This window comes from Microvirga terricola (genome assembly GCF_011777495.1).
Lineage (GTDB): Bacteria > Pseudomonadota > Alphaproteobacteria > Rhizobiales > Beijerinckiaceae > Microvirga > Microvirga terricola.
Window position 1 is genome coordinate 567,986 of the sequence record NZ_JAATJS010000003.1, and the last position, 24,203, is coordinate 592,188.

17 protein-coding genes are annotated in these 24,203 nt (G+C 62.6%); 8 read left to right on the plus strand and 9 right to left on the minus strand.

Features of this window, described 5'->3' with window-relative positions; all coding sequences use genetic code 11:
* Nucleotides 1-3 precede the first annotated feature (3 nt).
* From fabZ to HB375_RS11075, 5 genes are read left to right on the plus strand one after another with little or no spacing between them, the layout of a single operon-like run.
* Nucleotides 4-468 (plus strand): 3-hydroxyacyl-ACP dehydratase FabZ, encoded by a 465-nt coding sequence (gene fabZ, locus HB375_RS11055; RefSeq protein WP_167673035.1) that lies wholly within the window; start codon nucleotides 4-6, stop codon nucleotides 466-468.
* Nucleotides 468-1,274, plus strand: coding sequence for an acyl-ACP--UDP-N-acetylglucosamine O-acyltransferase (gene lpxA, locus HB375_RS11060; RefSeq protein ID WP_167673036.1), 807 nt, complete (start codon nucleotides 468-470; stop codon nucleotides 1,272-1,274). Before fabZ ends, lpxA begins: the two co-directional genes overlap by 1 nt.
* Before the next feature lies 1 nt (nucleotide 1,275).
* Complete coding sequence (locus tag HB375_RS11065; RefSeq protein WP_167673037.1) at nucleotides 1,276-2,121, plus strand: LpxI family protein; 846 nt, start codon at nucleotides 1,276-1,278, stop codon at nucleotides 2,119-2,121.
* A gap of 7 nt (nucleotides 2,122-2,128) precedes the next feature.
* Nucleotides 2,129-3,307: a lipid-A-disaccharide synthase gene (gene lpxB, locus HB375_RS11070; RefSeq protein WP_167673038.1), complete on the plus strand. Its 1,179-nt coding sequence runs from the start codon at nucleotides 2,129-2,131 to the stop codon at nucleotides 3,305-3,307.
* 11 nt (nucleotides 3,308-3,318) lie between these two features.
* Nucleotides 3,319-3,927 carry a hypothetical protein gene (locus HB375_RS11075; protein WP_167673039.1) on the plus strand — a complete coding sequence of 203 codons (609 nt, stop codon included), beginning with the start codon at nucleotides 3,319-3,321 and terminating at the stop codon, nucleotides 3,925-3,927.
* Nucleotides 3,928-4,004: 77 nt separating this feature from the next.
* On the opposite strand, the gene gltA is transcribed toward HB375_RS11075, so the two are convergent.
* Nucleotides 4,005-5,297, minus strand: coding sequence for a citrate synthase (gene gltA / locus HB375_RS11080; protein ID WP_167673040.1), 1,293 nt, complete (start codon nucleotides 5,295-5,297; stop codon nucleotides 4,005-4,007).
* 176 nt (nucleotides 5,298-5,473) lie between these two features.
* Nucleotides 5,474-6,901 (minus strand): glutamate--tRNA ligase, encoded by a 1,428-nt coding sequence (gene gltX / locus HB375_RS11085; RefSeq protein WP_167673041.1) that lies wholly within the window; start codon nucleotides 6,899-6,901, stop codon nucleotides 5,474-5,476.
* A 137-nt stretch (nucleotides 6,902-7,038) separates the two neighbouring features.
* On the opposite strand from gltX, the gene HB375_RS11090 reads away from it, so the two are divergent.
* The gene (locus HB375_RS11090; RefSeq protein ID WP_167673042.1) at nucleotides 7,039-9,315 is read left to right on the plus strand and encodes a ComEC/Rec2 family competence protein; all 2,277 of its coding nucleotides are present in this window, start codon (nucleotides 7,039-7,041) and stop codon (nucleotides 9,313-9,315) included.
* Here HB375_RS11090 and lexA read toward each other — a convergent pair.
* Complete coding sequence (gene lexA, locus HB375_RS11095; RefSeq protein WP_167673043.1) at nucleotides 9,293-9,997, minus strand: transcriptional repressor LexA; 705 nt, start codon at nucleotides 9,995-9,997, stop codon at nucleotides 9,293-9,295. The genes HB375_RS11090 and lexA overlap by 23 nt on opposite strands.
* A gap of 556 nt (nucleotides 9,998-10,553) precedes the next feature.
* On the opposite strand from lexA, the gene HB375_RS18415 reads away from it, so the two are divergent.
* Nucleotides 10,554-14,753 (plus strand): calcium-binding protein, encoded by a 4,200-nt coding sequence (locus HB375_RS18415; protein WP_281409342.1) that lies wholly within the window; start codon nucleotides 10,554-10,556, stop codon nucleotides 14,751-14,753.
* 80 nt (nucleotides 14,754-14,833) lie between these two features.
* Entirely contained in the window at nucleotides 14,834-18,118 is a 3,285-nt protein-coding gene (locus HB375_RS11130; protein ID WP_167673044.1) for a cadherin domain-containing protein, read from the plus strand.
* Nucleotides 18,119-18,468: 350 nt separating this feature from the next.
* Here HB375_RS11130 and HB375_RS11135 read toward each other — a convergent pair whose 3' ends face one another.
* The 6 genes from HB375_RS11135 to trpE are packed head-to-tail and all read right to left on the minus strand — an operon-like array spanning nucleotide 18,469 to nucleotide 24,200.
* Nucleotides 18,469-19,716 carry a molybdopterin molybdotransferase MoeA gene (locus HB375_RS11135; protein WP_167673045.1) on the minus strand — a complete coding sequence of 416 codons (1,248 nt, stop codon included), beginning with the start codon at nucleotides 19,714-19,716 and terminating at the stop codon, nucleotides 18,469-18,471.
* Nucleotides 19,713-20,189 (minus strand): cyclic pyranopterin monophosphate synthase MoaC, encoded by a 477-nt coding sequence (gene moaC / locus HB375_RS11140; protein ID WP_167673046.1) that lies wholly within the window; start codon nucleotides 20,187-20,189, stop codon nucleotides 19,713-19,715. Before moaC ends, HB375_RS11135 begins: the two co-directional genes overlap by 4 nt.
* A complete protein-coding gene (trpC, locus tag HB375_RS11145; protein WP_167673047.1) occupies nucleotides 20,186-20,986 on the minus strand; it encodes an indole-3-glycerol phosphate synthase TrpC in 801 nt (266 codons plus the stop codon). Before trpC ends, moaC begins: the two co-directional genes overlap by 4 nt.
* Before the next feature lie 14 nt (nucleotides 20,987-21,000).
* Nucleotides 21,001-22,014, minus strand: coding sequence for an anthranilate phosphoribosyltransferase (trpD, locus tag HB375_RS11150; RefSeq protein ID WP_167673048.1), 1,014 nt, complete (start codon nucleotides 22,012-22,014; stop codon nucleotides 21,001-21,003).
* Between the two features lie 13 nt (nucleotides 22,015-22,027).
* Nucleotides 22,028-22,636, minus strand: coding sequence for an anthranilate synthase component II (locus tag HB375_RS11155; RefSeq protein WP_167673049.1), 609 nt, complete (start codon nucleotides 22,634-22,636; stop codon nucleotides 22,028-22,030).
* Between the two features lie 43 nt (nucleotides 22,637-22,679).
* Nucleotides 22,680-24,200 (minus strand): anthranilate synthase component I, encoded by a 1,521-nt coding sequence (gene trpE / locus HB375_RS11160; RefSeq protein WP_167673050.1) that lies wholly within the window; start codon nucleotides 24,198-24,200, stop codon nucleotides 22,680-22,682.
* Between the last annotated feature and the right edge of the window lie 3 nt (nucleotides 24,201-24,203).

A 24,203-nucleotide genomic window follows, 5' to 3' on the forward strand; every position in this document is an offset into this window, starting at 1 on the left:
GACATGTCCGAAGCAACGACGACGCTTCAAACCGCCGATATCATGCAGATCCTCGATCTGCTGCCGCACCGCTATCCTTTCCTCCTCGTTGACAGGATCATCGAGATCGATGGCGACAATTCGTGCATCGGCATCAAGAACGTGACCTTCAATGAGCCGCAATTTACAGGCCATTTCCCCACGCGTCCGATCTTCCCGGGCGTGTTCCTGATCGAGGGGATGGCTCAGACGGCGGGGGCCATCTGCGTCGCGGCGAAACTCGCGCAGCAAACCAGGCCGAAGCAGGTCTTTTTCATGACCATCGACAAGGTGAAGTTCCGCAAGCCTGTCGAGCCGGGTGACCGGGTCGAGTTCCATCTGAAGAAGCTCAGCAACCGCCGTAACATGTGGTGGTACAAGGGCGAGGCGAAGGTAGACGGCAACCTCGTCTGCGAAGCAGAACTCAGCGCCATGCTGGTGCTCGAGTAATGGAAACGGTGATCCACCCGACAGCTGTCGTCGAGGACGGCGCGAAAATTGCTGCTGGCGTCAAGATCGGCCCTTTCTGCATGGTCGGCCCCGAGGTCGAGATTGGCGAGGGCTGTGAGCTCGTGAGCCATGCGGCGGTGGCAGGCCGGACGACGGTTGGCGCACGCACCCGCATTTTTCCGTTCGCTTCCATCGGCCATATCCCGCAGGATCTGAAATATCACGGCGAGCCTTCCACACTCACCATCGGGTCGGATTGCACCATCCGCGAAGGCGTGACGATGAATCCCGGCACCGAGGGCGGCGGCATGGCGACCATCGTCGGCAATAACTGCGCGTTCCTCGCCAATTCCCACGTGGGCCACGACACCAAGGTCGGCAACAACTGCATCCTGTCGAACAACGTGATGCTCGCGGGCCATGTGACGGTCGGCGATTTCGTGATCTTCGGCGGCGGTTCGGCGGTCATCCAGTTCGCACGCGTCGGCTCGCACGCTTTTGTTGGCGGCCTGTCGGGGCTTGAGAACGACCTCATTCCCTATGGCATGGCCATGGGCAACCGCGCGCATCTGGCCGGCCTCAACATCATCGGCCTGCGCCGTCGCGGCTTCACGCGCGAGCAGATCCACGAGATCCGCCGGGCTTATCGCCTGCTGTTCGCGGAAGAGGGCACGCTTGCCGAGCGCGTCGAGGATGTCGGCAGCGAATTCGCGGCGCATCCGTACGTGCAAGAAATCATCGACTTCATCCGCGCGGGCGGCGACCGCGCCATCTGCACGCCGCGCGACCCCGTCGGGTCCGCGTGACATGGCGGGGAACGGCCCGATCGCGATCCTGGCCGGGTCCGGTCAACTTCCCATTCAACTCGCCGACACTCTGAAAGCGAAGGGGCAGGATCATCGCATCCTGGCCTTTCGCGGTTTCGCCGAGCCGGAGCTGCGCCGCCGCGCGGATGCCGTTGTCGGCCTTCTCGATCTCAAAACCATCCTTGCGACGCTCGATGCGTGGCGGCCTTCCGCCGTCACGCTGGTAGGCGCGGTCCGGCGCCCCGGCTTCTCGGCGCTGCTCGGCGCGTATTCGCTCCTGCGGAACATGCAGGAGGTGAAGGATATCATTTCCCGCGGCGACGATCAGGTTCTACGCGGCGCGGTCATGATCATCGAAGAGCGCGGGCATCGGGTCGTCGGCGTGCGGGACCTCGCGCCCGAACTCATCGCGCCACTGACGTTGCGCGGAAAGCTCCAACCCAATGCCGAGGACCGCGAGGCTATTGCCATCGGCCTGTCGTTGCTTGGCTCATTGTCCGGTTTCGATATCGGGCAGGCGGCAGTGGTGGCGCAGCGCCATGTGCTCGCCATCGAAGGCCCAGAGGGAACCGATCGCATGTTGCGGCGGGTGAGGGGGCTTCGCCGCTCTCTCCTCGGCTTCAGCCCGCGCAGAGAGGGCGGCGTTCTTGTGAAGGCCGCCAAGAAGGGGCAGGACCTGAGGGTCGACATGCCCGCCGTCGGCCCGCGCAGCGTCATCGAAGCGGCGCGCGCGGGACTCTCGGGCATCGCCATTGGCGCGGGCTCGACGCTTGTTCTGAACGAGCAAGAAACCTTGCGCACCGCCGACAGGCTCGGCCTGTTCTTCACCGCCGTCGAACTGCCCTGAGGCTGACATGCAGGAAACGCCGCTCAACATCTGGATCGTGGCGGGCGAAGAATCCGGCGATCAGCTCGGCGCGAAGCTGATCCGCGCGCTGAAAAAGCGTCTCGGTGCGGATCGTCTGCGCTTCGGAGGTGTCGGCGGACACGCCATGGAGGCGGAGGGTGTCAAAAGCATCTTTCCGCTCGAAGACATTGCCGTCATGGGCATCATTGCGGTCATCGGCCGGTTGCCGACGGTACTCAACGGCATCCGCGTGACGGCGGATGCGGTGGTGGCGGCCAATCCCGACGTGCTCATCATCATCGACAGCCCCGATTTCACGCATCGCGTTGCAAAGGCGGTGCGCAAGCGCGCGCCGCACATCCCAATCGTCGATTATGTCAGCCCCTCTGTCTGGGCGTGGCGTCCCGGCCGCGCGAAAAAGATGCGCGCTTATGTCGATCATCTTTTGGCGCTGCTCCCCTTCGAGCAGGATGCGCACAAGCGTCTCGGCGGCCCGCCGACGACTTATGTGGGGCATCCGCTGATCGAGCGCGTGAGCGAGTTCAGGCCCGCTGCAGGCGAGCGCAATCTGGGACAAGAGGGGCCGGTCAATCTCCTTGTCCTGCCGGGCAGCCGCCGCTCGGAAGTGAGCCGCCTGCTCGACACGTTTGGAGAAACGTTGACTCTTCTCCAAAAGCGCTCGCCGCGTCCTTTCGAGGTGACGATCCCGGCCGTGCCGCATCTCGTGCAGGCAATCCGGAAGCGAACCGCTTCTTGGCCGGTGAAGCCGCGCATTGTGGAAGGCGAGGCCGCCAAGTGGCAGGCTTTCCGCAGCGCCGACGCGGCGCTTGCCGCCTCCGGCACGGTGACGCTCGAACTCGGCCTGTCCGGCATCCCGATGGTCGTGGCCTACAAGGTGTCGAAGATCGAGGAGATGATCCTGCGCCCGTTGATCAAGGCGCAGTCCATCGTTCTGACCAATCTCGTGCTCGGCGAAAACGTGATCCCCGAATTCATCCAGGACGATTGCACGCCGGAAACGCTCGCGACGACGCTTCTGCCGCTTCTCTCCGACACGCCAGAACGGCGTGCGCAGGAGGCTGCTCTCCAGCGTCTCGACGAACTGATGCGGATCGGCGACGAGATGCCGAGCGAGCGGGCTGCGCGGGTCGTAGATGATGCGTTGCAGGCGAGATCCTCCACATAATGGCTATGTCTATGGGAAAGGCCCATTCATCTCTGCTCTTCGCGGTTGCTTTCAGTCTTTCCTTTTACGGCCAAGCCACTGCTGATGAATTGAGATGCGAAGGGCCTTTCGCGCTGGATACCACTCACGCAAAACTCGTTACGGCGTTCGGCGCGAAGAATGTCTCGCGCGAAATCATCTATGGCCCGGAGGGCGTCACCTTCAAAGCAAGTGTGGTATTCGGCAAGGATACGGCTCGTCGTTTGGAAGTGATCTGGGACGATGAGAAGGCGGGCAAACGTCCAGCCCGCATTCATTTCTCAGGTACTGGCTGGTCTATCGGCAATAACCTCCACGTAGGATCTTTGCTGGCCGAAGTGGAGGCAGCGAATGCGCGGCCTTTCACTCTCTACGGCTTCGAATGGGATTTCGGAGGCATGGTCTCGAGCTGGAAAGGCGGTGCGCTCGAAAAGCTGCCTGGAGGCTGCGCCGCTGTTGCTCATTTTGAGGAGGACCAAAACTCCGCAGAAGAAGCTCTGACGAAGGCGGCTGGCGATCATGAGTTCAGCTCTCAGGACGCAGCCATGAAAGCCGTGCATCCGAAAGTCATGGTGCTCGGTGTGCAATACAGCCGCAAATGACTTCGCAATCTGAGATCATGTTAGTCGCATAAAAAGGGGCCTTTCGGCCCCTTTCTTGTAGCGGTTTCCGGATGATCTTATCCGCGCTGGGCGACCGTCACGTAGTCGCGCTTGGGCGAGCCGATATAGAGCTGGCGCGGGCGGCCGATGCGCTGGGACGGGTCTTCGATCATTTCGCTCCACTGGGCGATCCAGCCGACGGTGCGGGCGAGCGCGAAGAGCACCGTGAACATCGAGGTGGGGAAGCCCATCGCCTTGAGCGTGATGCCCGAATAGAAGTCGATGTTCGGGTAGAGCTTCTTCTCGACGAAATACTCGTCCTTGAGCGCGATCTGCTCGAGTTCCACCGCAACGTCGAGGAGCGGGTCGTCCTTGATGCCGAGTTCGTTCAGCACCTCGTGCGTGGTCTTCTGCATGATGCGGGCGCGCGGGTCGTAATTCTTGTAGACCCGGTGGCCGAAGCCCATGAGACGGAACGGATCGTTCTTGTCCTTGGCCTTGGCGATGTAGTGCGGAATGCGGTCGGGCGTGCCGATTTCTTCCAGCATCTTGAGCGCAGCTTCGTTCGCACCGCCGTGAGCAGGTCCCCACAGGCACGCGATGCCGGCCGCGATGCAAGCGAACGGGTTGGCACCGGAAGAGCCGGCGAGACGCACCGTCGAGGTCGAAGCGTTCTGCTCGTGATCCGCGTGCAGGATGAAGATGCGGTCGAGAGCGCGCGAGAGCACCGGATTGACCTTGTATTCCTCGCACGGCACCGCGAAGCACATGCGCAGGAAATTCGACGTGTAGTCGAGATCGTTTTGCGGATACACGAAGGGCTGGCCGATGGAGTACTTGTAGGCCATCGCGGCGAGCGTCGGCATCTTCGCGATCATGCGCATGGACGCGATCATGCGCTGCTGCGGATCGGAGATGTCGGTCGAGTCGTGGTAGAAGGCCGAGAGCGCGCCGACGCAAGCGACCATGATCGCCATGGGGTGCGCGTCGCGGCGGAAGCCCTGGAAGAAGCGGTTCATCTGGTCATGCACCATGGTGTGGCGCGTGACGCGGTAGTCGAAATCGGCCTTCTGCGCGGCGGTCGGCAGTTCTCCGTAGAGCAGCAGGTAGCAGGTTTCCAAAAAGTCGCCGTGCTCGGCGAGCTGCTCGATGGGGTAGCCACGATAGAGCAGGATGCCTTCGTCGCCGTCGATATAGGTGATCTTGGACTCGCAGGCCGCCGTCGAGGTGAAGCCGGGATCGTAGGTGAACATCCCGGTCTGGCCGTAGAGCTTCGAGATATCGACGACGCTCGGACCGATGGTGCCGGCTTTGACCGCCAGTTCAACCGACTTGCTGTCGACATTAAGCGTGCTGGTGGTGGAACTCATGCGTCGTAGCCCTTTCAACTGGAGGCCGGGCAGAACCTAGGGCAACCGAGGGGCCGGAGTAGACCTCCGGGCTGGGGTGCGGAACCGGGGTTCGCCGGTCGGAAGGATTTCAATGGGGGGTTCGGTAGCCCATCCGGGGGGAGGCGGCAAGCACGTCTAAAGGCGATGATCGCCCGCTATGCAACGGGCGCATCATTCACCTGGTGACGCAGGCGTGACAGGGTTTCGTCCTTGCCCAGCACTGCCATGACGTCAAAGAGGCCCGGCGAGGTCGCCCGGCCCGTCAGCGCGGCGCGAAGCGGCTGCGCAACCTGGCCGAGCTTGGCGCCGATGGCCTCCGCGTGACCGCGGACGACCGCCTCGACGCTGGCCGCGCTCCAGTCGGAAACCGCCTCCAGTTTCGGGGCAATGCCGACCAAACGGTCGCGGCCCTCAGTGAGCAGGGTCGTGGCCTTCTCATCCAGATGCATCGGATGTTGCGCGTAAAGATAGTAAGCGCTGTCCAGAAGCTCGACGAGGGTCTTGGCGCGCTCCTTCAGGCCCGGCATGGCGGCGATCAGCTTCTCACGCAGCACGGGGGCGAACTTGCGGCCGATGTGGCGTTCCTCACCCAGCTCGGGAAGAAGATCCTCCATGGCGTTCACGAGATCCTCGTCATTCGCCAGGCGCATGTAGTGCCCGTTGAGGTTCTCGAGCTTCGCGAAGTCGAAGCGCGCCGGGGAGCGGCCGATGCTCGACAGGTCGAAGGCGTCGATCATCTCCTGGGTGGAGAAGATTTCCTGGTCGCCATGGCTCCAGCCGAGGCGCACGAGATAGTTGCGCAAGGCCGCCGGCAGGTAGCCCATGCTGCGATAGGCCTCGACGCCCAGCGCCCCGTGACGCTTGGAGAGCTTTGCCCCGTCCGGTCCGTGGATGAGCGGGATATGCGCCATCTTCGGCACGCTCCAGCCGAGCGCCTGATAGATCTGCGTCTGGCGCGCGCCGTTGGTCAGGTGATCGTCGCCGCGGATGATGTGGGTGATGTCCATGTCGTGGTCGTCGACCACGACCGCGAGCATGTAGGTCGGCGTGCCGTCGGAGCGCAGCAGCACGAGATCGTCGAGATCCTTGTTCTGCCACACGACACGGCCCTGAACCTCGTCCTCGACCGCCGTCTCGCCTTCGAGCGGGGCCTTCAGGCGGATGACGGGCTTGACGCCCGCCGGGGCCTCGGACGGGTCGCGGTCGCGCCAGCGGCCGTCATAGCGCATGGGACGCCCCTCGCGCCGGGCGCTCTCGCGCATCTCGTCGAGTTCCTCTGGCGTCGCATAGCAGTAGTAGGCCCGACCCTGCGCGAGCAGGGACTCCGCGACTTCCTTGTGCCGAGCGGCGCGGGAGAACTGGTAGACGACGTCGCCGTCCCAATCGAGGCCGAGCCAGCGCAGGCCCTCTAGGATCGCCTGAATGGCGGCTTCGGTCGAGCGTTCCCGGTCCGTGTCCTCGATGCGCAGCAGCATCTTGCCACCATGCCGCTTGGCATAGAGCCAGTTGAAGAGGGCCGTGCGCCCACCGCCGATATGCAAGAAACCGGTGGGCGAAGGGGCGAAACGGGTGACAACGGTCATCGGCGGGGAACCTTACCTACAAAACTTGATGCCCGGCTTTGCGGGCGCGGCGGTCCGGCGACTCATCCACAAGTCGGTTTTGGCGCAGGACGCGCCGTCCTCTACCATGCAAAGGGACCCCGCGTTAAGCCGAAGAGATGGCCGAAGACAACAGACGAGACCCGCAACGGATCCCGCGCAGCGCTGCGCGGGCGCTGGCGTTGCCGTTGGCCGGCCAGATGGCGCTCGACTGGCGGCTTTTCCAAGGTCGGGAGTGGTTGGCGCGGAACCTGGCGCTTGAGATCGAGCAGCGGCGGCTTTTTCCCTGGATCGCCGTGTGCTTCGGCTTCGGGATCATCCTGTTCTTCCAGGCGGAGCGGCCCGCGCTCTGGGCGCCGCTGGGTGCCTTTATTGCCTGTGCGGCCATCGCTGTGCTGGTCCGCCGCAGCCTTGTGGCGCTGGCCGTCATGACAGGGCTCGCAGCGGCCTTTGGCGGGTTCTCGGCTGGCGTGATCCGCGAAAGGAGCGTCGCCGCGCCCGTTCTGGCGCGCATGACCATCGCGCCTATGACCGGCTTCATTGAGGCGGTGGAGGATCGCGAGGCGGGCAAGCGGCTTCTGCTACGCGTGGTCGAGATCAAAGGCCTGGCGGAGGCGGAGCGACCGCAGCTCGTGCGGGTCTCGGTCAAGAAAGGGGAGGGGCTCGTCGCCGGGCAATTCATCGGCGGAACCGCGCGCCTGCTGCCGCCGCCTCAGCCCGCATGGCCCGGCGGCTACGACTTTGCCCGCGATGCGTATTTCAAAGGTATCGGCGCGGTCGGGTCTTTCACCGGCGCAGTCAGGACACTCGACCCGCCGCGAGCACCGGACTGGAGCTTACGGCTTGCAGCTGGCATCGACGAGGCGCGCAACACGCTGACCCACCGCATCGCGTCCGCCATCGGCGGCTCCGCAGGCGGTGTCAGCGCGGCGCTGGTGACGGGCAAACGCGGCCTCATCGGCGAGCCCGCCAACGACGTGCTGCGCTCGGCGGGCATTTATCACATCGTATCGATTTCAGGCCTCCACATGGTGCTCGCGGCGGGCACCTTTTTCTGGATCGCGCGGGCGCTGTTGAGCCTCGCGCCTTCGCTCGCTCTGCTGTGGCCGGTGAAGAAAATTTCCGCTGTTGCAGCGATGATCGGCGCGACGGCCTATTGCATCTTCTCCGGCTCCGATGTCGCGACCGAGCGTTCGCTCATCATGACGCTCGTCATGTTTGGCGCGATTTTGGTGGACCGCCCCGCCTTGAGCGCTCGGAACCTCGCCATTGCAGCGCTGATCGTTCTCGCCCGCGAACCTGAGGCGCTTCTCGGCCCGAGTTTCCAGATGTCGTTCGGGGCTGTCGCCGCAATGATGGCGCTGGTGCCGATGATGCAACGGCAAAGGCCGGAAGGGCAGGCGAGTTCGCCTCTCGAACGAGGGCTGCGCGGCATCGGCCAAAGCGTTCTCGGTCTCATTACCACGACGCTGGTGGCAAGCTTCGCCACCGCTCCTTTCGCGGCCTATCATTTCCAGACCCTCAACCCCTACGGTTTGATCGGCAATGCGCTGGCGCTGCCGCTCGTCTCGCTCGTGGTCATGCCGTCCGCCTTGCTCGGCGTGCTGGCCTATCCCTTCGGTCTCGACCGTCCGGTCTGGCAGTTGATGGGGGTGGCGGTCTCGCAGGTGCTGGATGTGTCGGCTTGGGTCGGGAGCTTCAACGGCTCGACTGTCGTCATTCCGGCTTTGAGCATTGCCGCGCTCGCTTTGCTGAGCGCGGCGCTTCTCGTTGTTGCGCTGCCCGCCTCGTCCTTGCGGTGGCTCGCTCTTGTTCCGGCCGGCGCTGGATTGGCCTTGGCCGCAACGCCGAGCCGTGTCGATGTCTACGTGGATCGCGACGGTACCGGAGCCGCGATCCGCAGCCGTGGCGGGCAACTCACTCTTGTCGGCAAAACGTCGGATTTCGTGGCCGAGCAATGGTTACGCGCCGATGGGGATGGCCGAAGCGCGGATGATGATAGCCTGAGACGCGATGCGCATTGCGACAAAGCCGGGTGCGTTGTCGAAAGCGCTCCGCAACGCCACGTCGCCTTCGTTCAGGATCGGGCCGCCTTCGAGGAAGATTGCCGTCGGGCTGCCGTCGTTATTACGCGCCTCAAAGTCCCACCCACCTGTGGCGCGCCCCTTGTCCTCGACCGGGAGGCGCTTTCCACGCGGGGAGCGACGACAATCCGCTTCGAGGGCGACACCCTGGAAATACGATCGGCGCGGAAGGGGAGCGAGCGGCTTGCGTGGTCTGGCCGTCCTAATATCAAAGCCGAGGATCGCCCGTCGCAGAGCCCGCCGCGTCAGACGCGGCCGGTCCCTGAGCAGGATCTGCCGGAGGAAGAGGTCAGTAGCGGCGAACCAGACTGACGAGCTTGCCCTGGATCTTGACCCGGTCGGGCCCGAGCACACGCGTCTCATAAGCCTGGTTTGCAGCTTCCAACGCGATGGAGGAACCACGGCGGCGGAAGCGCTTGAGGGTCGCTTCCTCCTCGTCGATGAGCGCCACGATGATGTCGCCGGTGTTGGCGGTGTCCTGCTTGCGGATCACGACAAGATCGCCATCGAGAATGCCGGCTTCCACCATCGAATCGCCGCGCACTTCGAGCGCGTAATGCTCGCCCTGCGAGAGGAAATCGCTGGAAAGGGTGATCGAGTGGCTGCGATTCTGGATCGCGGAGATCGGCGTGCCGGCCGCGATGCGGCCCATGACGGGAATGGACAGGTCGCGATTGCGTTCCTCGGCCGCGGGCGGAGGGGCAGCTTTGGCGCGATTGGCCAGCCCGCCCTCAACGACGCTCGGAGTAAACCGCCGCTGACCGGCCGTGCCGCCGACCGTTTCCGGTAAACGCAAGACTTCCAGGGCGCGGGCGCGGTTAGGGAGGCGGCGAATGAAGCCTCGTTCCTCGAGTGCGGTGATGAGGCGGTGAATGCCCGATTTCGACTTGAGATCGAGGGCATCCTTCATCTCGTCGAATGATGGCGGAACGCCGGATTCCCGCAGCCGTTCATGGATGAAGCGGAGCAATTCGTGCTGTTTGCGCGTCAGCATGGCTAGCCTTACTGCTCCGCGACGGAGCGAATCTGAAAAACAAAGCAAGAACACGTTAGACGTTCTTGCTGTGTTCTGCAAGTCCAGGGCTAAGCTCGATATTCTTTGGGGAGCGAATCCCTATTTGTCGGCGCTCTGGAGGCGATATTTGTCGGAGTTTGAGCCGCAAGGCCTCGTGGTGTTTCCTTCCGAGGGTGCCGCTTGAAGACCTTCATCGAATTGCCGGAGCTTGCCCAACTCGCCGGGGTCTCCTGGCGGGCTATTGAAAAGGCGGTAGCCAAATTGTTCGGGGTGAAGTGACAACATGGCACGGCGCATCGCTGGTTGTCCGCAGCATGATCGACGGGATCAAGGGTTTCTTTAGCCTGGGGCCTCGCCGATCCGGTCGCACGCCGCTGCAAATCTCTGAGGCCTTTGCCCCTACGAGAGCCTGTTAATCAATCCGTCGCGAGTGCCGTCTACACCCCTTGCCTTCTTGTAAGAATGCATTAATGTATCGTTACTGAATAACGTGTCGCAAGTTGATTGCGGCCTTTGTAATCTAAGGGGAAGTATCATGGCGGGACCGGCGCTTTGGGGAGCAGAGCTCACTATCGAGGGTATGGGACAAGGACAAACGGTCACGGCCCTGGCCAACGGCACCTACTTGATTACGTGGACTGACGACGGCGGCAGTGCGATCAAGGAACATACCAAAGGCCTAATTTATAACGCGAACGGTTCTGCAAGGACGGGCATTTTCCAGATCGATCAGCACGACCCTAATAGCTCTACTCCCTACCAGGTGGGCCGCGTTGAGACTGCCGCTCTCAATAATGGCAACTTTGTTTGCACATGGGCTTACTCCGATGGGCGGACCATGGCTCGTGTTTATGACGCTTGGGGGAATCCGCTCGGCGCTGAATTTTCCGTAGGGGCGGATGGGGCCGCGCATAGCGGTTTTAATGTCGTGAGTATGTCGGCAGGCGGTTTTATCATTAATTCAGGCGCTACCGATTACGTCTTTGATAATTCGGGAAATCCTCTTTTGTCAGCTCCTGTTGCTGATGCCTCTTATAAAACCGTCAATATGAGCGATCTTGGAAATGGCTCTTATGTAACGTTTGGCGCGAGGTGGAGCACCGGCACCCAAACATATACTACCAGATTGTTCATTAAGGCAGAAAACGGGGCAATCCTCAAAACTATTCCCTTTACGGGCAGTAGTATCAAGAGTGTTGGTGAAGTCGCGACGCTATCCAATGGAAATTTTGTCGTCACATACGTTGATTCGGGTGGTCTCAGGGCGCGGACCTACAAGTCAGATGGAAGCGCGGCAACGACTACGTTGACACTCGACTCCGCCGCTACTACGGCCAATGGTGTTTCTATAGCGGCGCTGTCGAACGGCGGTTGGGCGGTCGTATACAGGGTTGGCAAAGAGATCTGGACAGCAAGCTTCAACGCTGCGGGCGGGCAGCTGACCGATGCAACCCTGGTTGCAACCACGGTGGGTAAAGCCGCGCCCCATATCGATGCCCTTACCGATGGCCGCTATTCCATTAGCTGGTCAGTCGGTTCGATCGGGACTAGCGGGGACATCACCTTCGCGACGGATGACGGCCCCCTCCATGTGCAAGTCTTCGATCCGCGGACTCCTGGTTTGACATGGGTCGGCACGGACGAGGGCGAGCAATTCGCGGGGACCTCCGGCAATGACACCTTCACCGATGGCGGAGGGGGTGATTACATCTTCGGCTATGACGGCGATGATCGTTTCTACGGCAGCTTGGGAGCCGACGGTTACGATGGCGGCAACGGCTGGGATATAGTTGATTATACCAACGCTTCCACGGGGTTGGTAATCAATGTCGCCAACACTTCCGCCAGCACAGGCGAAGCCAACGGTGACCTCTATGTCGGAATCGAGGCATTTATCGGTAGCACCCACGACGACATCATGCAGGGCGGCATCGGAGCTGATTACTTCTGGGCTGGTTATGGCAACGACATTCTTGTCGGAGGTTCCGGCAACGATCATCTCTATGGTCAGGCCGGCGATGACACCCTTGAAGGCGGCACGGGTGGCGACCAATTGGTGGGCGATGATGGCAATGACACTGTCTATTACGCTAACTCGGGTGCAGTTACCGTCAATCTGACGACCGGCAAAGGCTCCGGCGGCGAGGCCGAGGGTGACACCTATGTCTCGATTGAAAGTGTGATCGGGTCGAGTTTTGCCGATAATATCACCGGCAACGCAGAGGCCAATACGCTCGATGGGGGCCAGGGCGCCGATACGCTCACCGGCGGCGACGGCAACGATGTGTTCGTCGTCGACAGCTTTGGCGACGTGATCGTCGAGGGCAATACCGCAACCTCCGGCACCGACACGGTGATCGTCTCCGGCTTCGGTTGGGGCGATCGGTATTCGCTCGGTCAGAATGGCGCTAACGTCGAGAACCTGACCGCTCTCGATAGCGTCCGTTCAATCAGGCTGGTCGGCAACGATGGCAGCAACGTCATCGTCGGCAATAGCTTTGCCAATACGATCGAGGGCGGCAGAGGCAACGACACGCTCGACAGCGGAGTTGGGGCCGCCGACGTCCTGGACGGCGGAGAGGGCAACGACACCTACTACATTCGCAATGCCGGCGATAAGATCGTCGAGACCACCGATCCGAGCGGCGGCATCGACACGGCCATCGTATTCACCAATCGCTTCAAGCTGGAGGACACGGTCGGCGTCGAGACCATCAAGGTCGACAGCAGCGTTGGCTTTGGCGTCGCCCTGGGCGGCAACTCGCTGGCCAACACCCTGATCGGCGGAGCGGGCAACGACACGCTCGATGGCGGCGCTGGCGCGGCCGACAAGCTGGTTGGCGGCAACGGCAATGACACCTACTACATCCGCAGCCTGAACGACGTTGCGGTCGAGGACGTGACCGGCGGGACCAACGACAAGGCCATCGTGCTTGTCTCAGGTTATGACGTCAGCAAACTCGCGAATATCGAGAATGTCGTCTTCAGTCTTACTGGTGGGGACGGCAACGACACGCTAATCGGCGGCGTTGGCGACGACACGCTGATCGGGGGTGGCGGCGACGACTCGTTGGATGGCGGCAAGGGGCACGACTCCCTGGATGGCGGCGAGGGCAACGACACGCTGATCGGTGGCGAAGGCAACGACACGTTGACCGGCGGTGGCGGCGATGACTCGCTGGATGGCGGCGAGGGGCACGACTCCCTGGATGGTGGCGAGGGCAACGACACGCTGATCGGTGGCGAAGGCAACGACACGTTGATCGGCGGTGGCGGTAGCGACACGTTGATCGGCGGTGGCGGCGATGACTCGCTGGATGGCGGCGTGGGGAGCGATACGCTAATCGGCGGCGAGGGTAATGACACCCTCGACGGCGGGGCCGGCAACGACACGATCGATGGCGGCAATGGCGATGATGTCTACTACATCCGTGATGCCGGCGATAAGATCGTCGAGACCACCGATCCGAGCGGCGGCATCGATACGGCCATCGTGTTCATCGATCGCTTCAAACTGGAGGACACGGTCGGCGTCGAGATCATCAAGGTCGACAGCAGCGTCAGCTCTGGCGTCACCCTGGGCGGCAACATGCTGGCCAACACCCTGATCGGCGGAGCGGGCAACGACACGCTTTATGGCGGCGCTCCGGGCGGGGCGGCCGACAAGCTGGTCGGCGGCCAAGGCAACGACACCTACTTCATTTGCAACGTGAACGATGTGGTGGTCGAAGACCTCGATCCGCTCAAGGGCGGCAACGCCGACAAGGCCATTTTGTACCGCGGCCTGTATGAGGCGGCCAACCCTGGCAAAACCGTGGCAGAGATCGACCAGATCATCGAGAATGCCAAGACAGTGCTCAGGGCGGCGGGCGTCGAAAACTTCGATGTCCACGATGGTCTGCCGCCGATCGATGCACCAGGCGGCACCAATCAAGCTCCGACCAACATTCTCTTCTCGGATGCGATCACTCCCGAGAACCAGCTGTCCGGCTCCACCATCGGCTTTCTGTCGGCTACGGACGCGGACGGCGATGCGGTGTTCTTCACCCTGGAGGGCGACAGCACGGGCGGCGGTGTCAAGCTGGTCAACAAAAACGAGATCGTGGTCGGCGATCACACCAAGCTCGACTTTGAGAAATACGAGAACGGCGTCTTCACCATTGCGGTTCGGGCGCATGACGGCAAGGGCGGCGTCTCCGACGTGCAGGTGATCGAGATCACGCTCGAAAATCTCTTCAAGGAATCGGTGATCGGAAGTGACGATACCAATGATCTGATCCTTGGCGGCGCGACGCAGGACGTCCTCAGAGGCGGCGGCGGCAACGATACCTTGGCTGGCGGCTTCGAAATGGATCGCCTCTTCGGCGGCGCCGGCCAGGATGTGTTCCTGTTCGATACGGTTCTGACCACCACGAACCATGATCTGATCATGGACTTCAAGGTCGAGGAGCATGACCGGATTTATCTGAAGCAGTCGGTGTTCAACAAGCTTCTAGTCCCCACCACCCCGGGCGTGCCGGAGGCCTTGACCGCATCCGCGTTCGGTTTGGGCGCGACGGCCACGACGGCGGACCAGAGGATCCTGTACGACCGGGCGTCGGGGAACATTTATTACGATGCGGACGGCAATAAGGCCGGAGGTGTTTCGGCAAGACTTATGGCCACCATCAACAATAAGGAGGCAGACGGCATCAATAAGCCGCTGCTCGATCACACGATGTTCTTCATCGTCTAAGTTGAGGAAAATGTCTGGGGGGCTTCACAAGGGCCTCCCAGGCGCGGCATACGTAACGTTATTAACTTAAGGAGGCCGATATGGCTGTCGCATTAACGATTGATGTCTATAAAGCACCGGATAATACCGTCCCGAATGGCGGCGTGAAGCCGGCTGGATCGAATACTGTTATCCAGATTAACGAGAATATTATCCAGGGAACGAGGATTGGCGAAATCAAGGGTTGGGAAAGCACTGCTTTCACGGGCACCCCGGTGATTACGTTCACGAACAATCCCGGAGGTCTTTTTGACGTTGAGATGACCGTCGTCAACGGCACGCCGAAGTGGTTCCTCATCGCCAAGGTCGATCCGACATTGACCGAAACTTTCGACTACGAGGACGAAGATTGGTTCGGGATATATCCCCAGATTGCCTTTAAGGTCAGCAATCCTGGAGGTTCCACGACCCTCCACCAGGGTTCCTTCCAAGTTGAGCTGAATGACCTGCCCGAGACCCCGGGGAACACGAAGCCGAGCGCTCCGGGCGTGGTTGGTGTGGTGGCAACGGTTGACGAGAACAAGGCCGGCAGCACTGTCGTCGCTCAGGTTCAATCGACCGATCCTGAAGGCGATGCGCTCACCTACTCGCTGGTCGACACCTTCGGCGGCAAGTTCAGCATCAATGCCGCCACCGGCGCGATCACCCTGACCGGTGCGGTCGACTTCGAGACCGATGCCGGCCTCACCACCGAGGCGGGCACGGGCAAGAAGTACTTCAACGTCCAGGTCCGCGCCACCGACAACGGTGCCGGCAACCTGGTCTCCGATGTCGGCACCGTGAAGGTCTACATCAACGACATCAACGAGACCCCGGGCGGGAACACGAAGCCGAGCGCTCCGGCCGTGGTGACGGGCACGCTGCAGACCGTCGACGAGAACAAGGCCGGCAGCTCGACTGTCGCTCAGGTTCAGTCGACCGACCCTGAAGGCAATGCGCTCACCTACTCGCTGGTCGACACCTTCGGCGGCAAGTTCAGCATCAATGCCACCACCGGCGTGATCAGCCTGACCGGTGCGGTCGACTTCGAGACCGATGCCGGCCTCACCATCGAGGCGGGCACGGGCAAGAAGTACTTCAACGTCCAGGTCCGCGCCACCGACAACGGCACCGGCAACCTGGTCTCCGATGTCGGCACCGTGAAGGTCTACGTCAACGATATCAACGAGAAGCCGAGCGCTCCGGCCGTGGTGGCGGGCACGCTGCAGACCGTCGACGAGAACAAGGCCGGCAGCTCGACTGTCGCTCAGGTTCAATCGACCGATCAGGACGGCGGCCAGACCCTCACCTACTCGCTGGTCGACACCTTCGGCGGCAAGTTCAGCATCAATGCCACCACCGGCGCGATCACCCTGACCGGTGCGGTCGACTTCGAGACCGATGCCGGCCTCAACACCGAGGCGGGCACGGGCAAGAAGTACTTCAACGTCCAGGTCCGCGCCACCGACACCGGTGCCGGTAACCTGGTCTCGGATGTCAGCACCGTGAAGGTCTACATCAACAACATCAACGATAAGCCGAGCGCTCCGGCCGTGGTGGCGGGCACGCTGCAGACCGTCGACGAGAACAAGGCCGGCAACACGGTCGTCGCCACGGTTCAGTCGACCGATCAGGACGGCCATGCGCTCACCTACTCGCTGGTCGACACCTTCGGCGGCAGGTTCAGCATCAATACCGCCACCGGCGTGATCAGCCTGTCGGGCGCGGTCGACTTCGAGACCGATGCCGGCCTCACCATCGAGGCGGGCACGGGCAAGAAGTACTTCAACGTCCAGGTCCGCGCCACCGACAACGGCACCGGCAACTTGGTCTCCGATGTCGGCACCGTGAAGGTCTACATCAACGACATCAACGAGAATCCGGGGAACACGAAGCCGAGTGCTCCGACGCCGGTGGGTGTGGTGGCAACGGTTGACGAGAACAAGGCCGGCAGCACTGCCGTCGCTCAGGTTCAATCGACCGACCCTGAAGGCAATGCGCTCACCTACTCGCTGGTCGACACCTTCGGCGGCAAGTTCAGCATCAATGCCGCCACCGGCATGATCACCCTGGCGGGCGCGGTCGACTTCGAGACCGATGCCGGCCTCACCACCGAGGCGGGCACGGGCAAGAAGTACTTCAACATCCAGGTCCGCGCCACCGACAACGGCACCGGCAACCTGGTCTCCGATGTCGGCACCGTGAAGGTCTATATCAACGACGTCAACGACAAGCCGAGTGCTCCGACGCCGGTGGGTGTGGTGGCAACGGTTGACGAGAACAAGGCCGGCAGCACGGCCGTCGCTCAGGTTCAATCGACCGATCAGGACAGCGGCCAGACGCGCTCCTACTCGCTGGTCGACACCTTCGGCGGCAAGTTCAGCATCGATTCCGCCACCGGCGTGATCACCCTGACCGGTGCGGTCGACTTCGAGACCGATGCCGGCCTCACCACCGAGGCGGGCACGGGCAAGAAGTACTTCAACGTCCAGGTCCGCGCCACCGACACCGGTGCCGGTAACCTGGTCTCCGATGTCGGCACCGTGAAGGTCTACATCAACGATATCGATGAGACTCTGACAAACCAAGCGCCGACAGCGGTTTTCCTGTCCAATGCTTCCGTCAGCGAGTTGGCTCCCAACACGGCGGTGGTTGGCTCGCTCTCAGCACTGGACGCCAATACCGGCGAGACCTTCACCTACAGCCTTGTTGGTGATGGTGCCGGCGGCCGGTTCACGGTGGTTGGGAACCAGATTCTGGTTGCGGACGGCTTCAAGCTCGACTTCGAGCAGGCCAAGTCGCATCAGATCTTCGTCCAGGTCAAGGATAAGGCGGGTGCCGCGTTTACGCAGGCTCTGACCATCAATGTCGGCGATCTTGCTCGTGAAGTAACCAAGGGCAGTGGCGTCAACGACATCTTCAAGGCTGGCAAGGCCAATGACGTCCTGGGCGGCGGCAACGGCAACGACCAGCTCTGGGGCGGTCTCGGCAAGGATGTGCTTACCGGCGGCAAGGGCAAGGACATCTTCGTGTTCGACACCAAGCTGAACAAGAAGACCAACCTCGACAAGATCGTCGATTTTTCCGTCAAGGACGACACGATCTGGCTCGACAACGCGGTGTTCAAGAAGCTCGGCAAGGGCACGGCCGTGAAGCCGGGCAAGCTCAACAAGGCGTTCTTCACAATCGGCGACACAGCCAAGGACAATAACGACTACCTCGTCTACGACAGCAAGAAGGGAGTGCTGTATTACGATGCCGACGGCTCCGGCAGCGGCAAGCAGGTCGAGTTTGCGACCCTTAAGAAGGGTCTCAAGATGACCGCCGCTGACTTCTTCGTCATCTAACTGGTAGCTTCGACTGAAATCTGAGCCCCGGCAGTGTGACTGCCGGGGCTTTTCTGTTGGTGAGCTGCAGGCAGGTGCTGAAGCCCGATTCTTCCTGACACCTGCCGGACGAGTATGGCAAGCGGAACAGCGTCTTTCGCGCTGGGTTGAGATCGGCGTCTTCGAGGCCTTGATTGAGAGTTATCGCCTTTGGAAGTGTCTGAGTGCCGTATCTGCGTCAAGACGCTGGAGCTGCGCTCCCGAAAGGGGGCGTAACGGCAAGAAACGGCTCCGCTGCGAGAGGTTGACGCGAATTCTTGGGCCGTCAAAGGGGCACAGATTGAGTCCCACCCCCGGCTACCGATGAAATGTCAGCAGAACTGGCTGAGGCGAATGATCCGGCAAGGCTCGCCCGTCTTGGCTGAGGGGGCATGCGGGGGCCTGACCAGGAGCGCGTCCGAGCGCGCGAGAATACCCAACATAGATGAATCCTGAGCGCCGTGCGGGGTTGCGACGGTGATCTGCAAGCGACCGGCCGAGGGGAGATCAATCTCCCGCAACGCCAGGCTGGCACGCATGTAATCCTGCCGGGCCTGATTGGCGCCGACATCGCAGCCGAGTATCGCCGCCTCGGTCGGATCGCCGCCCGCGTTGAGATCGCCCAGAAGGGCGCGGATCGCAGGGACCAGAAAGAGGATGCCGCACACAAGCGTGGAAACCGGGTTGCCGGGGAGGCCGAGCAGAAGCATCGGGCCTAAACGGCCATGCATCAGCGGCTTTCCAGGGCGCAAGGCCACACGCCAGAAGCCGAGGTCCATTCCTTGGCCGACAAGCGCCGCCTGCACGAGATCGTGCTCGCCGACCGAAGCGCCGCCGAGCGTGACAAGAAGATCGGCCTCGGCATCCCGCGCAGCTTTGATGCGCTCTTCCAGCGAGGCGAGCGTATCTCCCGCGATGCCGAGGTCGATGGCAGTGCCGCCCGCCTTCTCGACCATGATCGCGGTGGCGGGCAGGCTGGAAGCGGTGATCTGATCCGGGCCGGGCGTTTGGCCCGCGCGCACCAATTCGTCGCCCGTAGCGAGAATGGCGATGCGCGGCCTGCGGTAAACGGGAAGCGTGCCGTGGCCCATGGCGGCGGCAAGCGCGATGTGGCGCGCATCGAGACGCTGGCCCGCCTTCAAAAACGCTTCACCGGCCTTGAAGTCGTTTCCGGCTCCGCGGATGTGCTGATGCAGGCGAGGCGCTTCTTTGATGATGACCTCGTCGCCGGCGCGATCCGTGTCTTCCTGAATGACCACAGCATCTGCGCCATCGGGCATTGGCGCGCCGGTGAAAATCCGCACCGCCTGCATCGCTCCGACCGAACCGGGAAAGCGCTTGCCCGCAGCGCTGGTGCCGATGAGCTTCAGTGTCTGTGGTACCCCCCCGATGTCGGCGCTGCGCACCGCATAGCCATCCATCGCGGAGGCAGGGAAGGGTGGTTGATCGCGCAAGGCCAGGACATCTTCGGCGAGCGTGCGCCCGGCGCAGGCGGCCAGCGGCGCGTGTTCCATTTCTACTGGCTTCTCGACACTGGCGAGCACAAGACGCAGCGCCTCTTCGACCGGGATCAGGCTCATGGGGCCTCGTATGTACCGGAGCGGCCGCCGCTTTTCATGCGCAGATGAATATTGTCGATCCGCATGCCACGGTCGGCGGCTTTCACCATGTCGTAGATGGTCAGGCAGGCGACGGAAACGGCGGTCAGTGCCTCCATCTCGACGCCGGTTTGACTCGCAACCTTCACCTCCGCCGTCACGCGTACGCCGGGGAGCGTGTCATCGAGTGCGCAATCGACCTTCACCTTGGAGATCATCAATGGATGGCAGAGGGGGATCAGTTCATGCGTGCGCTTCGCGGCCATGATGCCGGCAAGGCGCGCGGTGCCTAAAACATCGCCCTTCTTCGCATCACCCTGACGGATCAGGGCGACCGTCTCGGGCAGCATCACGACGCTTCCTTCGGCGATGGCGGTGCGGGTGGTGATGTCCTTCTCGGACACGTCGACCATGTTCGCCGCGCCGCTCGCGTCGAGATGCGTCAGCTTGCTCATGCGGCCTCGCCGAAAAGAAGACGGCGCGTCGCGGCAGCGACATCCGCCTGCCGCATCAGGCTCTCGCCGACGAGGAAGGTGCGGATATTCACCTTCGTCAGCCGCTCGATGTCAGAAAGCGTGAAGATGCCGCTCTCGCCGACGATGATGCGATCCGACGGGATGAGCGGAGCGAGTTCCTCGCTCACCGCCAGCGACACGTCGAAGGTGCGCAGATTGCGGTTGTTGATGCCCACAAGCTTCGTGCCGAGCGGGACCGCACGCTCTAGCTCAGCGCGGTCATGCACTTCGACCAGCACATCCATGCCGAGATCGTGCGCGGTATCGATGAGCGCGCGCGCTCCCGCGTCGGTGACGCTCGCCATGATGACGAGGATGCAATCCGCCCCCCAGCTTCGCGCCTCGTAAACCTGATACGGCTCGAACATGAAGTCTTTGCGCAGCGCCGGAAGACCCGAGGCTTCGCGGGCCTTCGTCAGATATTCCGGCCTGCCCTGGAAGGAGGGCTCGTCGGTGAGAACCGAGAGGCAGGTCGCGCCGCCCTCAGCGTAGGCCTTCGCCAGCGATGGCGGGTCGAAATCGGCGCGGATCAGGCCCTTGGAAGGGCTTGCCTTCTTCACCTCGGCGATCAGCGCCGGGCGACCTTCCATCAGATGCCGCTCGATGGCGGCGGCAAAGCCACGGGTGGGCGTAGCCGCGCGGGCGCGCTTTTCCATCTCTGCCGGAGACACCAGCGCTTTCGCAGCCGCGATTTCCTGGCGCTTATAGGCTTCGATGCGGGCGAGGACGTCGCTCATTCCGGGTTCCGACTTCAAGCGTTCGAGGCTTGGACGAGACGTTCAAGAGTAGCCTTTGCTGCGCCGCTGTCGAGAGCGCGCGACGCACGGTCGAGTCCTTCGCGCAGGTTGGCGGCTTCATCTGCCACCACGAGAGCGGCGGCAGCGTTGAGGAGTGCTACGTCGCGATAGGGGCTTTTCGCGCCTTCCAGCACGGCGCGAAGCTGCGCCGCGTTATGCGCAGGGTCACCGCCCTTCAGGTCCTCAAGCTTCGCGGTGGGAAGCCCAACCTCGTCCGGCGTCACGGTGAAGCGGCGGATAGTGCCGTTCTCCAGCGCCACGACATGGGTGACGCCGGTCGTGGTCATCTCGTCGAGGCCGTCCGAACCGTGCACAGTCCAGATCTTCTTCGAGCCCATTTCCTTCATGACTTTGGTCAGCGGTTCGAGCCAGGCTTCGGAAAACACGCCCAAAAGCTGCCGCTGCACGCCCGCGGGGTTCGACAGGGGGCCGAGGAGGTTGAAGATCGTCCGCGTCCCCAATTCCACGCGCACGGGGCCGACATGGCGCATGGCGGCGTGGTGCGTCTGGGCGAACATGAAGCACAGGCCCGCATTCTTCAGGCACTGTTCCAGGCCCTTCGGCTCGAGCCCTAGCTTCACGCCGAGCGCCGCCAGCACGTCCGCCGTGCCGGATTTGGAGGATGCTGCGCGGTTGCCGTGCTTGGCCACCGGCACGCCGCAGGCCGCCACAATGATCGAGGCGAGCGTCGAGATGTTGTAGCTGCCGGAATGGTCGCCGCCCGTGCCGACGATATCGACCGCGTTTTCCGGCGCCTTGACCTTCAACATGCGCCCGCGCATGGCGGACACCGCGCCAACGATCTCCTCCAGCGCTTCGCCACGCACGCGCAAAGCCATCAGAAACGCGCCGCTCTGTGCGGGCGTCACCTCACCGGAGAGAAGATCGTCGAAGGCGGCGCGAGCTTCATCGCGCGACAGCGATGCGCCGGTTGCGACCTTGGCGAGATAGGGCTTGAAGGATTCCATCGGTGCTCAATGCCTAGCTGGGGCGGTTTTGACGCTCGGCGTTCCACGCCGCCGCCAGATCGAAGAAATTGCGCATGATCGTGACCCCGTGCTCCGACAGGATGCTTTCGGGGTGAAACTGCACGCCATGGATCGGCAGGATGCGGTGGGAGAGGCCCATGACGAGCCCGTCCGCCGTCTCAGCGGTGACGGTGAGATCGACGGGGCAGGTCTCGCGATCCACGATCAGCGAGTGATAGCGCGTGGCCTTGAACGGGCCGTTGATACCGCGAAACACTGTCTGGCCGCGATGTTCCACTTCCGACACCTTGCCGTGCATCGGCAGCGGCGCGCGGGAGACGGTGCCGCCGAAGGCTTGTCCGATGGCCTGCAGGCCAAGGCAGACGCCGAAGGTCGGGATCTGGCGCGAGGCCCGGTCCACGAGGTCGAGGCAGATGCCCGCCTCGTTGGGAGTGCAGGGACCAGGCGAGAGCACAATGGCGTCGGGAGGCGAGGCCAGCACCTCGTTCGTCGTGATCGCATCGTTGCGCACTACGTCGACCGAGGTCGCCAGCGGCGCGAGCAGATGCACCAGGTTCCAGGTGAAGCTGTCGTAATTGTCGATAACAAGAACGCGGGTCATAGCGCACCGACGTTTGCGCAAGGGAGAAAGCGGGTCAAGCCGATCATTGCCCGATCCTCGCGCGGCTGGCGAAGCGCACAGCCTCCTCTGCCGCCTTGAACAGCGCCTTCGCCTTGTTGACGCATTCCTGCTGCTCGGAGGCCGGGTCTGAATCGTAAACGATGCCCGCGCCGGATTGTACCGCCATGCGCCCGTCTTTCACGACGGCGGTGCGCAGCACGATGCAGGTATCCATCTCGCCATTGGCGCCGAAATAGCCGATGCAGCCGGCGTAGGGTCCGCGCTTGTGCTTCTCCAGTTCGTCGATGATCTGCATCGCGCGCACCTTCGGCGCGCCAGAGACCGTGCCCGCCGGGAAGCCGGCGATGAGCGCGTCGAGCGCATCGAAGCAGGAATCGAGCCGGCCCTCCACGTTCGAGACGATGTGCATGACCTGGCTGTAATATTCCAGGAAGAAGGAGTCGGTGACCTGAACCGAACCCATTTCCGCGACACGGCCCACATCGTTGCGGCCGAGGTCGAGCAGCATGAGGTGTTCGGCGCGCTCCTTCTGGTCGGCCAAAAGGCTTTCCGCATGGGCGCGATCTTCCGCCGCCGTCGCGCCGCGCGGACGCGTGCCGGCGATGGGACGGATCGTGACCTTGCCGTCGCGCACTCGCACGAGAATTTCCGGCGAGGAGCAGACGATCTGAAAATCCTCGAAGTCGAGATAGCAGAGGAACGGCGCAGGGTTGACCCGCCGCAGCGAACGATAAAGCGCGAAAGCCGGGAGCGGAAAGGCCGACTCGAAACGCTGCGAGAGTACGACCTGAAAGATGTCGCCCGCGCGGATGTACTCCTTCGCCTTGGCGACCATCTCCCTGAATTCCTCGGGCGTGGTGTTCGACACCGGCGGTTCGAAGTCGATTGTCGTCGGATCGCTGCGATCCTCGAAGGGCAGGGGCCGTTCGAGTGCCCAGGTCACGGCCTCAAGCCGCGAAAGGGCGGATTCATAGGCCGCTTTGGCCGACACGCTTTCCAGCGGGCGCACGGGGGTGATGAGCGAAATCTCGTCCTTCACCGCATCGAACACCACCATGACGGTGGGGCGCACGAGAATGGCGTCCGGCACCTTCAGGACATCCGGATTGGGGGTGGGCAGACGCTCCATCTGCCGCACCATGTCGTAGCCGAGATAGCCGAACAGACCCGCCGCCATGGGCGGGAAATCGTCGCCGATGGGCAGAGCGCTCTCGGCGATGAGGGCGCGCAGGCTCTCCAAAGGCAAACGGCTCTCCGCCTTGAAGTCGCGGCTGTGGCTGAGCGCGTTGCGGTCGATTGCAGCAACACCGTCCTGGCAGCGCCAGACGAGATCCGGATCGAGGCCGATCATGGAAAAGCGGCCGCGAACGGCGCCGCCTTCCACCGATTCCAGCAGGAAGGCGTGACCCTTCCGATCATGCCGCAGCTTCATGAAAGCCGCGACAGGCGTCAGCAGGTCGCCGACGAGCGTGGTGCGAAGAACGCCCGCCTCGCCGGCAGAATAGGCCTTCGCGAAAGCGTCGAAATCCGGAGTGATGCTCATCGC